The sequence below is a fragment of the Neochlamydia sp. TUME1 genome, from assembly GCF_000813645.1.
Classification (GTDB): domain Bacteria; phylum Chlamydiota; class Chlamydiia; order Chlamydiales; family Parachlamydiaceae; genus Neochlamydia.
On the sequence record NZ_JRXI01000196.1, the window covers coordinates 21293 to 33422 of the forward strand.

Sequence of the window (12130 nt, forward strand, 5' to 3'; positions counted from 1 at the left end):
TTATATATTAGCTACAGTAGTAAACGCTCATGTATGCTTGCCTACATACCATCCTATCCTAAAAAAATAAAGCAATAGAATCCATAAAATGATTGCATAAATACTTTCTTTAAAAGGGAAAGATTGATCTAAAGAAGAATATTGAGGGTGTATAGGTGAATACCAAACCCTTTGCTTACGGCCTTTATATGTTTTTAAAGCTTCTTCTGCTGCCCAGGGGTTTCGATAGACATCATTTTTAAATAAAGTTTTTCCATGATATTCCTTATCATTAACCACAAAGCGATAGTCTGCTTTAACTACCAGACGATCTTCGCTTAGTGGCTCGATGGCCCATTGAATGTTTTCTACAGGAGCAGAGACCGTAAAAGCTAGGTAAAAACAGGTCAAATAAAGCGCTCGAAAAGTAAACCAACCTACCACGCCTGCAGCTAAAGATAAAAAAGAAAGCCACACCAGATTTTTATGCATTTTTAAAATATTTCTTAAAAGCTTGCGGAAGAGAGGATTTAAATTGCATCGGTTTGCCATTGATAGGATGATTAAAGCCTAACCCTTGAGCATGCAAGCATAGCCTGCGCACAGGAGTAACCGAAGAACCATACTTAAGATCTCCTAGCACAGGATGGCCTGCAGCTTTACATTGCACGCGAATTTGGTTTTTTCTTCCTGTTTCTAGAGTAAATTTTACTAAGGAATAGTGCTTACTCATTTCTATAACCTGATAATGCGTGATAGCTAAACGACCACGCTCTGGATTTAAAGAAGAGTGTACAAAATAATTTTCATCCTCATAAAGATAGGATTCCCATTTGCCTTGGGATTGCTCCATACGGCCTTCTACAATAGCTATATATTCTCTTACAATATGATGTTCTGCAAAAATTTCTTTTAATTTTTCATAAGCCCTTTCTGAAAAAGCAAATAACATCACACCAGAAGTATCTTGATCCAACCGATGAACGACATAGACCTTACGCGGACGAAAATGTTTTTTTAAAAGAGCATGCGCGGTGTTATCTTTTTCAAAAGCGCTAGTCACACTTAATAAACCCGAAGGCTTATCAATCACTATTAAATGAGAATCTTCATATAACACCCGTAAATCTTGTATATAAGGATCTGGCCTTGCTCCTACGGTAATTGTTTGATTTTTTTTAATCAGCTTGCTACTGACTTTTTCTACACTTTCATCGACATACACCCGTCCCTCTTTTAACCAGGAGCGTAGAGTTGTTTTAGAACTATTTGGGGATAAAAGAGTTAAAGCGTCTAACAATGAAAGATTTTGGTCTAAGGTAAGTTTCATACGATATTTCTTGGGCTTAATGCTATTAAGGGTAAATGTTTTTAATACCAAGCATTTCAGTTTGGCTTTGACGAATTATACAGTAATGCCTATAATTTCTTCTTATATAAATTTATGTCATTAAACATTTAAGAGGGAAAATGGCTCAAGCACCTAGCGAGAAAAAAAAGAAAAACGTTCGTCGGCATTAAAAAGAGATCTTCAAAGTATCAAAAGAAATCAGATTAATAGAGTGTTTAAATCGCAAGTCAGAACAGCGGTACGTGCTCTAGAAGAAAACCTTTCCAAAAAAGATGCGGCGTTAAATCATAAGCATTTAAGTGAAATTTACAGTCTCATGGATAAAGGTGTAAAAAAAGGCGTCTATAAAGTTAATAAAGCTAATCGCACTAAAGCACGTTTTGCTGCTCGCGCGGCTAAAGCCTTATAAATACCTTTGCGAAGCACTTGCACCATAAATTTTAGAAGATAAAGGGCAATTGCTCCGCAGCAATATTATTTTGCTAATTTCTCAAGGATAAAATTTAATCCTAAGCGATAAGAAAAGCTAATTAGACGGATTATTTTTTTTAACGCTCTCTTTACCCCTGGCTGAAGGTTTTCTCCTACGTGCATAAGTCCTGATTGCTCATCTACTGAAAGAGCTGACAATAAAGCAGCTTTTTCTGATTCTTGCATGGTTAAGAAATAATCTAAATAATCGCCTGTAAAATATCCTCTCCATGATTCCAGCCTTTTTTTTATCCAAGGTGGATAGCTACCCAAGGCCAAGGATTCTTTAAGATGAGAGTGGTAAGAGAAAAAATTTACTTTTCGAAAGCCTAGCGTAAGTACACGCTTGCCTTTTTCTATTCTATCCCATTGGTCATAAATATATCCTACTCCTTCGGAATCGATATTGGTAAAATAATGTAAGGAGTCTTGTAGAAAATATTCAGCGGCTGTTAAACGATGACGATTGAATAAGCGATCGTGTAATATCCAAAGAACTTGATAACCTATTCTAGCATAATCTTGATTGCGCTCCTCTATTTCATGGGCAGAGATGGATAAGCATTGAATTTCTATTATTAAGCCCTCTTTTTCCCAGTACACATCTGCAATGCGCTTGATAAGAGGAAATTCTTTCTCTAATTCACAATCAGGTAAGCAATTTTGTAAATAATGCTGCACCTGTAAATGAACGAGGGATTTGCCATTTTGTCGACAGGATCGATTGGGCTCTAGATGATAAAAGTGCATCTGTCGCAAAAGGCCTCCCTGAGATTTGACAAGGCCTAGACATTCCCTACAATAATAATGCAGCCTTTTATCTGCTTGATGAGCAGACACCAGATTTTCTTTTTCATCTAAGGCGTAAAAGTGCACAATTTTTTCGCTCGCTTAAAAATCTTTTGACAAAATGCATTTATCCAAGTATGAAGTTAATTTTTCCTAGGACATTATTTAAAAGAAAAAGATGGTATAGATTGACAAAAATCAATATAATAGTTAAATATTCCTATACCCTTTTTTAAGGAAATATTGATTGTAATATTACTTTCTCAACGTTTTATGAGCCGACAAAGCTACCCTTTCAATAAGGCTTTTAAACACATATTACACAAAAAATTTGCAATTCGTCAATACCATTACATAAAAGCAACATGAATAAAGATAACTTTAAAAGCAATTTTTCTCACCAACATCAACAGAAAGTGGATGAACTCGTTTCCATTGCTAAAGAGCAAGGATATATCACCTACGAGGAAATTAACGATATTCTTCCCATGTCTTTTGATTCGCCCGAGCAGATTGATCAAGTGTTGATCTTTTTAAGTGGCATGGACGTCCAAATCCTTAATCAATCTGAAGTTGAGCGCCAAAAGGAGCGTAAGAAAGAAGCGAAAGAATTAGAAGGCCTTCCTAAACGTTCTGAAGGCACTCCTGATGATCCCGTAAGAATGTACTTAAAAGAAATGGGCTCCGTTCCCCTTTTAAGCCGGGAAGAGGAAGTTGAAATTTCCAAACGAATCGAAAAAGCGCAAATTCAAATCGAACGCATCATTATGCGTTTTGGCTACTCCACTGCTGAGACCATAGCAATTGCTCAATATTTACTACAAGGAAAAGAGCGTTTTGACAAGTGTGTTGCAGAAAAAGAAGTGCCTAATAAGCAAGAGTTTCTTAATCTTTTACCTAAACTATGCGCTCTTCTCAAACAGGAAGAGCAACATCTAGTAGAGCTTCTTAAAAAAATCGATGATCCTGACCTAAATAAAGAGGAGAAGCCCTCGCTATTAGAAGAAGTAGAGAAATGTCGTATTCGTACTCAAGCTTACTTACGCCGCTTTCATGTTAGGCACAACATTATTGAAGACTTTGGCGAGCTTATCTTGAGAGCCTATGACCGCTTTTTACAATTAGAAAAAGAAATTCAAGAATTAACTCCTCGGGCAGAAAGAAATAAATTTGCTGCTGCCAAGCTAGCCTCTGCCAAACGAAAACTTAAAAAACGTGAAATTGCCGCAGGTAGGACATTAGAAGAGTTTAAAAAAGACGTACGGATGCTGCAGCGTTGGATGGACAAAAGTCAGGAAGCCAAAAGAGAAATGGTTGAGTCCAATTTACGTTTGGTTATTTCTATCGCCAAAAAATATACAAATAGAGGCCTTTCCTTTTTAGATTTGATTCAGGAAGGTAACATGGGCCTTATGAAAGCCGTGGAAAAATTTGAGTATCGACGTGGCTATAAATTTTCTACCTATGCAACTTGGTGGATTCGCCAAGCTGTTACCCGTGCTATCGCTGATCAAGCTAGAACTATCCGCATACCTGTACATATGATTGAAACCATTAACAAGGTCTTACGGGGCGCTAAAAAGTTGATGATGGAAACGGGTAGAGAGCCCAATCCTGAAGAACTTGCTGTAGAGCTGGGTATCACTGCTGAGCGTGTGCGTGAGATTTACAAAATTGCCCAGCATCCTATCTCTTTACAAGCAGAAGTAGGTGATGGAGGAGAGAGTCAATTTGGAGACTTCCTAGAAGATACGGCTGCCGATTCACCAGCAGAAGCCACAGGATACTCCATTTTGAAAGATAAGATGAATGAAGTGCTCTCTACCTTAACGGATCGGGAAAGAAAAGTTCTTATTCAACGTTTTGGATTATTAGATGGTAAGCCTAAAACGCTTGAAGAAGTAGGAATAGAGTTTAATGTAACTAGAGAACGTATTCGGCAAATTGAAGCCAAAGCCCTAAGGAAAATGCGCCATCCTACCCGCTCTAAACAGTTAAAAGCCTTTTTAGATTTGCTAGAGGTTGAATAGAGGGAGGGATTTTTAACTTCCAGCTTTTCTATAAGCGAAAAAGCTAAAGTTATTTTATCACTTCAACAAAAAAGTAAATGGTAATCATAAAAGGCAGGAGAGGAATAGAATAGGCTTCTTAACATCCTTTTCACCCGTAGCCCTAACAATTAATCCATAGGCTGAACTTCCTCCTTATCCTTACATTTAAAAAATAAAATCTACTCTTTATTTTCAAAAAAGTAGAGGGGCCTTGAAAAGATCCTTGTAAAGCGATATAGTTCAATTCAAATTCTAAATTAATTTTACTTTTACTTCACCCTTCCCAATTTTCATGAGCAGCATATTACCCAGAGAAAAGAACATTGAAGGAGTTGATGCTCAGAAAGCCTTAAAAATTCTTCAACCTGAAGGAAACCTTAGTAAAATTATAAAAGGTTTTGAATCGCGTGAAGAGCAGCAGAAAATGATGCAAAACATCATTGAAGCTTATAATAAAGATCAAATAGCTTTAATAGAAGCAGGAACAGGGACGGGTAAAAGCATTGCTTATCTTATTCCTGCTATTCTCTGGGCAGCCCAAAGAAAAGAACGTTCGGTTATCTCCACGCATACCATCACCCTACAGGAGCAACTTCTTTTAAAAGATATTCCTATCGTAGCCCAAGCGCTTAATATCACTGTCAAAGCAGTGCTTGTAAAAGGGATGCGCAACTATGTATGCTTGCGAAAAGTGGAAGAGACACGCGCAGAACAACTTCTTCTTGCCCCTCAAGAAGCAGAGGAATTTGCTCGTATTGATGCTTGGGCACATACGACCTATGATGGTTCTAAGTCTTCCTTAACTTTTGAGCCTTCTGGACACTTATGGGACAAGGTTTGTGCAGAAAATGATACTTGTAGTAAAAGCCAATGCCCTTTTTATCAAGACTGCCATTTTTTTAAGGCTCGAAAAGAAGCTAACGAGGCGCATCTGTTGATCGTCAATCACCACTTGCTTTTTGCTGATTTGGCTAGCCGTGCTGAATCTAAAAATTATCAAGACCCTTCCATTTTGCCTATTTATACCAAAGTTATTTTAGATGAAGCTCATCATATTGAAGATATTGCTACAGAATATTTTGCTCAAAAAGTAAATCAGTTAGATCTATTGCGAGTGGTAGGACGTTTAGCAGCAGAAAAGGGCGGTAAAACTCAAGGGAAGTTAGCTCAACTTAAAGAAAAAATTCTTGCTCACTATAATTCTAAAGCGCCCCCAACAGAAATCAGCTCCCTTTTAAGTAAATTCAATATTGATCTTCCAGGCATACGTATCGATCTTCTTAAGCTGATTACTGAAGGCTTTGATAAGCTTCATGCTTTCATTAACATAGCAAAAGCTGGTATAAGGCCTAATGAAGAACATTCTAATGAAAACAAACTCCGCCTCTTGCCCGAGCATTATAAGCATACTTTATGGGTAGGAGAAATTAAAAGTCATATTCACGCTTTAGCTACTAGCTTACAAAAGTATGTACAAGTAATCAGTAGCATCGAAAATGCTCTTAAAGCGCTAGGTCAAGAGCCTCTTAATGAAGTCTCTAAAGGTATTCGTTATGAAATCGAAGCTCTTTGCGGGCGATTGGCAGACGCGAGTTTTATCCTGCAACAGTTTGTAGATACAGCTCCCCCTCCTAGTAAAGTAAGGTGGATTGAAGCCCAGCTGCTTAAAACAATGATTAATGTAAATATTGCAGATGCCGAATTAGATATTGCAAAAGCTTTAGCCGAGTATTTATTCAAACCCTTTAGTAGCGTAGTTCTTTGCAGTGCTACCTTGGCTACCAATAAGCAATTTACTTTTACCAAGCAACGCTTAGGGCTTACTCCTTCTTACATAAGCAAGCTTACGTTAACAGAAAACATCTATGATTCTCCTTTTGATTACCGCAAGCAAGCTTTATTAGCTATCCCTAACGATATTCCTAATCCTCTTGATAGCAGGTTTAATTTAGCAGCAGCAGAGAAAATTTGGGAATGCATTCAGGCCAGCCATGGAAACGCTTTTGTGCTTTTTACTTCATACAATATGCTTAAAATATGTTGCCAAGTTTTGCAAGCACGTCTTCAGCAATATAAATATACTCTTTTTAAACAAGGCGATGACAATCGTCAAACCCTGCTTAATAAATTTAAAAAGACCGATCGATCTGTATTATTTGGAACAGACTCATTTTGGGAAGGAGTCGATGTAGTAGGAGAGGCACTTCGCTGTGTTATTATTGTTAAACTACCCTTTAAGGTACCTACCGAGCCTATTACTCAAGCACGTACCGAGGCAATTTTAGCTAAAGGGGGCGACCCTTTTATGGAGTATTCTTTACCTAATGCAATCGTGAAATTCAAACAAGGTTTTGGTCGTCTCATTCGTAATAAAAATGATAGAGGTTGTATTGTATGCTTGGACACGCGGTTGATTACAAAAAAATATGGACAGCAATTTTTGAATAGCCTCCCTCCTTGCCAGCATATTTTTATTCCCAGTGAGAAGTTACGCGAATATATGCAAAATTTTTATAAAAAAACTACCTATCTAGCTAAAAATAATTCTAGCTAAAGGGATAAAGTCTATTAGACTTAATTTAAAAACTTTTGTTAATAGAGTTGTTTTAGCTAGAGGCTAAAGAACTTAAAAGCCTTCTATAAATTTAAAATAAAAATTTTTAAATATTCGAAGGCTAGCGAACTAGGCTTAATTTAGAGCTACTTGCTTGAGGCTATTATATAAATAAACCTTTCAAGCTTTTCTCGCAGGTCTATGCTGCAAGATTGTCAAACATCCAATCTGCTCTAGCTAGCGTATGAAAACTATTACCTACTGGCTTAAGTTCTGAATAAAGGTTAAATTTATGAAAACGAAGAATTAAGAAAAAGAGGATTAAAACTTAAAATGCGAATATTGAAATCTGTTGCAAGAGCAATCATACTTCCATCTTTAGAAAAAGCCACGCGTATTTCATTATAAATAGTGTTGGGGCTTCTTAAATTAGCAAATTGTACCCCTTCTGCTACTGTCCAAAGATTCACTTGTCCTTGGAAATTAGTCGTTACAAGGACACTACCATCAGGGCTAAAAAACACACTTTGCACTTCCTTCTCGTGTTTAAGGTAATGAATAGCTTGCCCTGAACAGATGTCCCAAAGGATAGCATAATTTTCCTGACATGCTGCGGCAAGCTTACTTCCATCAGGTGTAAAAGCGACCTTATTGACTTCCCCAGCGTGCTTAAAGGTATGAAGAAGTCTGCCACTCACAGCCTCCCAAAGGCGCACAGTATGATCTTGTGAAGCCGTTGCCAGTAAATTTCCATCGGGTGAAAAGCAGCAATCCCATAAGTCTCCTTCATGGTTTAATGTATAGAGAAGCTCACCAGTAGGCACTTTACAAACACGTACTGTTTTTTCTTCAAAGATGGTAGCGAGTAACTCTCCACGAGGAGAAAAAACATTTTCATAAATTTCTCCATCATAATTAAGAACATGGATAGGTTGACCCTTGGCAATGTCCCAAAGATGTAATTTATTATTATCATCTTCTACCGTAAGAGTTCTTCCATCAGGTGAAAAAATCGCATGAATGATCTCCTCAGTATGGGAAAAGATATGTAAGCATTCTCCTGTAGAGATTTTCCAAAGGTGCACCAATCTATCATCCGAAAGGATGGCAAGCATCTTTCCATCCCCGGAAAAAACTGCATCGATCACCACGCCTGTATGTCCTTTAAGATTGTGGATAAGTGCAGAGGTAATGATATTCCAAAGATAAACGGTACCATCCGAAGAGGCTGTCGCTAGTAGGCTTCCATCGGGCGAAAACAAAGAGCAAATGTCACCCTTAAGCTGAGTAGGAGAATCCTGAAACCGGCCGTGGGCTAAATTCCATAGACGCGTTTTGTCAGCAACTTCTACTAATAGAAAGCCAGCCTTATCAGAAAAATCAAAGAATGTTTTCCCTCCCACATACGGTGGTAGCTCAATTTCTTTTTGAATCTTTCCTGTTTTTAAGTTATTTTGAGTTACAAAGCTATTAATATACATAGCCCTAGTATATGACGAATTAGGTGAAGTAAAAAATGGAAAATCATAACGATAAAGGGAGGTCCAAAGAATAGGGTCTTCTTTTATCCTATCCCACTGGCGACATACCATGCCTGCATGAACTAAATCTTTCGTAGAAAGATAAGAAAAAATAAGGGTAAGAAGCTCCTCGGGTAAGCGCAAAATGGGTGAGGAAAAAGAATAAGAAGGATTTAGCAGAGTAGGGGGAAAATAAGATAAATTATTAATTTGCATTTATGTAACTTAATTATTCAAATTTAATATAAAAAAAACAACCATTCTTTATTTTTATTATATTTAAAAGTCAAGAGATAAAAACTAATCAACAATACTAATAAAAATTTAAATAAATAAAGACATTCTCTTAGGTATTAAAATAAGCTAAAATATAGGCTGTTTAGCTGGATCCTAGTATGACAAAAAAAGCTTATCCTAGTACATTAAATAATCAAGAATGACAAGTTCTTGGATATATTGTATACAAGAAAAGCTAGCAGGCCACTTAAGCGCCCTAAACAACAGATACTCGATGCCAACATTTTACATATTAGCTATGATATCGACCATGGTAAGAAGGATATCGCAATAAATTAATTCGGAGGACCTCTCCTATCCCAGCTATAGTATAAAAAAGCTTCAATTTTTCTTCCCTTACTTACAAGCTTTTGGCTAAGAAATCTTTTTCTCACCTTAGAGTAAGGTAAAAAAGAAGGGAAGAAAGAGCATCTACTCATTTACTATACTTTAAAACATAATTTAAGCCTTAAGTATCTTCAGGTAACCATGCTCTCTTGAAACCTTTAATTTAGCTAGGTTAAAGACTTAGTCAGAGTCATAACAATCAGAAGAATCCTCATCACTACTACATTCATAATAACAATTCTGTAAGTCAAAGTTTATCCCATCAGATGACCCAGATTGATCACTTTTTTTATCTTTTCTTAAAATAATTTTAATTGCAAATTCTTTCTTATTAGGATCCATCAAGGCATTTATATAAGTTAAAGAGAGAATTTTAAAATCATTTATAATCTTTAAAGTTTTTACTTTCAGTTCACCTTCTTGATCCGAGAAGATTTTATTAAGACTTCCTAATCTAGTTATAAAAGTAGTAGAGGTTTTATCATCTTTATCAATTGACGAACGTACTTTTGGGTTATCACACAAACCTATAAAATATTCTTTTGACTTATTTACCTCTTCTTGTGAATAATCGGATAAATTAGCATAAATAGAAACATAATCGATTTCTAGCTCTTCTGCATAGCATAGGTATTCTCTACCTATGGCTTCCATATAAGCTAGAGAATGGCCTTCTAGCTCCTGTACGTACTTCATCCATACAGCTTGGATATCCTGTGAATTCCTTCTTTCTAGAGTTGAAAAAGTAAAATTTGAAACCTTCATTTTATCCTCAAACTTTTTTTCCTGCTGTCGTAGGATTGAATATAATCCCTTTTTTAACTTTTCTACTTTATTTGAAAAATTTAATTTAGCCCCGGATAGGCTATTTTTGAGATAATGTTCTAAAGATTCTGCTTTTTTTTCAAAAGAGCTTTTTATATTTAATTCATAGGTGGCATAAACGTCTTTTAAAAGGTTTACATTTTTTGAAAATTCTTTTTCTAAAGCTCTGGCATAAGCTAAAAATTCAGATCCCGCTTTTGCAAAAGGCTGATGCGTCTTTTCGAAAACAAATTCCCGCTGTACATCGGTTAAGTGATCTCCTCCACTTGTTTTAGCATGCTGATAACCTGGATAACGTTCGGGACCGAACAGACGCTTTCTTATAAGACGATAACCTGCCGAGGTGGCACCCAAGACAATAGGATTTTCTATTTGCCGTTCTTTCCAATAATTTCTTTCCTGCATTAAAGTTATATGTAATCGATCTCCCTCCAGCTGTAAATGTGTACAAGATAAGAAAAATTGAGGGATTACTGCTTTAAATTTATTTTGACTCACTCCTTTTCCAGTAAAGGGGCAATTCCAATGAATGCGTTTGATTCTTTTTCCTTTAAAATAATTATGAAGGGATTGCCCGTCAATGCCAAACAATACTGTCACTCCTTGTTCTCTGAGATGGGAAACTCTCTGCATGATTTCTTCCCTCTTTTCAGAAGAGACAGCCAGCTCTGTAGCAACAATGGAGGAAGCTAAAAGAGGATGAGTCTCTGCATGTTTTTTGATAAAAGCTTCAGCAAAGGTAAAAGTTCCTTCTCCTATAAACAACCTCTTTTTACATGTCTTAGCTTTCAAGATGGAAGCTTCTTGATCTAAATAAATATCTTTTATCTCTTTATTGTTTTGGCCGTATAATGTGTCAAGGAGAACCTGTCTATAAAGCTTTTTATTTAGAGATTTTTTAAGATGAAGAAGAGAAATAAGGCTATGAGCATTGCTGCTTGGTTTTATTCTTTTAGCTTTCTCATAATAACGGCGTGCTTTATAAAAATTTGCCTGCTTAAAGGCTGCCTCTAAGCTCGCTAAATAGGTTGTATGTTTCAATTCATTGTCGGCAGGAATAGATTTATTTTTAAAGTGAGGCTGAAAAATTAGCATAGAATCTTGGCATCTAACAGCCACAGAACCATCGGATAATTCTGTTAACGAATTAATCTTAGGGTCACCTTCTAAGGTTGCTGTAAAAATGATTTTTCCCTCTCTATTTACCACATGTATTCCTGAAGGGGTAGTATCTGTTCCATACATTATAGAGCCATTTGAAAGTGTTATCATAGCATTGACACCCCAAAAGCCAGCTCTATGCGCATTCGTAGGCTCTTTTTCAAGGCCCTTTCTATAATAGAATTTTATTAGTGCATTTCTTCCCACAGATGCGCCAACAGCAATTGTTTGGCCATCTAGACAAACATAAGGGCAATTACGCAAACAATCAATCCATAGCTGGTCATTTTTCCATGTTTGTTCAGCTTGAGTTTCTATATCATACATTGTAAGCAACTCTTTATTGTCTTCCTGGAGAAGCAAAACTTTCGTCTTCGAAGCTAAGCGGATAGCAAAAATTTTCTCTTTCTTATCCCGGCTAGGTATGTCAATAAATTTTCTTTGTGTTTGATCGAATTGCTCCCAGCAAACACTACCCTTGGTTTTATCTAAAATAATAAGGGAGCCATCACCCAAAGCTAACATTTGTGTCTTTGGAGCTATTTCTTCTACCTCGCCTGTAAGAAAATTTATTCTCTTTAGTTCTCTCGCCTCTGTATCTTCTTCTGCTACTTTTTTATACTCAATAAGGGCCCAGGCATCATGAAGATAAAGAATATCAGTAATAGATTGCTGGACCTTCGTATCAATTATTTTTCCTGAAACATGTAGCTGCCCTTTTTCATCCCCTAAAATCAGCGAGCCATCGTTTTTTTCTGCTAGAGCTGTAATGCAGCCAGCATTTTTTGCTTCAATGACTTCATAA

7 protein-coding genes and 1 pseudogene are annotated in these 12130 nt (G+C 36.6%); 3 read left to right on the plus strand and 5 right to left on the minus strand.

Annotated elements, in window-relative coordinates; genetic code table 11:
- Positions 1–27: 27 nt before the first annotated feature.
- A complete protein-coding gene (locus DB41_RS09050; RefSeq protein ID WP_039386492.1) occupies positions 28–471 on the minus strand; it encodes a hypothetical protein in 444 nt (147 codons plus the stop codon).
- Positions 464–1309, minus strand: a complete 846-nt coding sequence (locus DB41_RS09055) for an RluA family pseudouridine synthase (protein WP_039386494.1) — start codon at positions 1307–1309, stop codon at positions 464–466. The genes DB41_RS09050 and DB41_RS09055 overlap by 8 nt, the downstream gene beginning before the upstream one ends.
- A gap of 190 nt (positions 1310–1499) precedes the next feature.
- Between DB41_RS09055 and rpsT the strand changes: the two are divergent.
- A pseudogene (gene rpsT / locus DB41_RS09060) lies at positions 1500–1739 on the plus strand (30S ribosomal protein S20); the annotation flags it as partial.
- Between the two features lie 65 nt (positions 1740–1804).
- On the opposite strand, the gene DB41_RS09065 reads toward rpsT, so the two are convergent.
- Entirely contained in the window at positions 1805–2641 is an 837-nt protein-coding gene (locus DB41_RS09065) for a competence protein CoiA (protein WP_162180946.1), read from the minus strand.
- Positions 2642–2955: 314 nt separating this feature from the next.
- On the opposite strand from DB41_RS09065, the gene DB41_RS09070 reads away from it, so the two are divergent.
- A complete protein-coding gene (locus tag DB41_RS09070) occupies positions 2956–4620 on the plus strand; it encodes an RNA polymerase sigma factor (RefSeq protein WP_039386496.1) in 1665 nt (554 codons plus the stop codon).
- A 313-nt stretch (positions 4621–4933) separates the two neighbouring features.
- Positions 4934–7195: an ATP-dependent DNA helicase gene (locus DB41_RS09075; RefSeq protein WP_052244070.1), complete on the plus strand. Its 2262-nt coding sequence runs from the start codon at positions 4934–4936 to the stop codon at positions 7193–7195.
- A 290-nt stretch (positions 7196–7485) separates the two neighbouring features.
- Here the strand turns inward: DB41_RS09075 and DB41_RS09080 are convergent, their stop codons facing one another.
- Positions 7486–8931 carry an F-box/WD40 repeat-containing protein gene (locus DB41_RS09080; RefSeq protein ID WP_039386497.1) on the minus strand — a complete coding sequence of 482 codons (1446 nt, stop codon included), beginning with the start codon at positions 8929–8931 and terminating at the stop codon, positions 7486–7488.
- Positions 8932–9519: 588 nt separating this feature from the next.
- Positions 9520–12130 (minus strand): Rossmann-like fold-containing protein (locus DB41_RS09085; RefSeq protein WP_039386498.1); only part of this gene is annotated, 2611 nt, incomplete at its 5' end.

What these genes read in the sequence shown, in the direction of transcription:
- DB41_RS09080 (WP_039386497.1), bottom strand. Translation starts at nt 8,931, where the DNA reads ATGCAAATTAATAATTTATCTTATTTTCCCCCTACTCTGCTAAATCCT.
- DB41_RS09050 (WP_039386492.1), bottom strand. Translation starts at nt 471, where the DNA reads ATGCATAAAAATCTGGTGTGGCTTTCTTTTTTATCTTTAGCTGCAGGC.
- DB41_RS09070 (WP_039386496.1), top strand. Translation starts at nt 2,956, where the DNA reads ATGAATAAAGATAACTTTAAAAGCAATTTTTCTCACCAACATCAACAG.
- DB41_RS09075 (WP_052244070.1), top strand. Translation starts at nt 4,934, where the DNA reads ATGAGCAGCATATTACCCAGAGAAAAGAACATTGAAGGAGTTGATGCT.
- DB41_RS09055 (WP_039386494.1), bottom strand. Translation starts at nt 1,309, where the DNA reads ATGAAACTTACCTTAGACCAAAATCTTTCATTGTTAGACGCTTTAACT.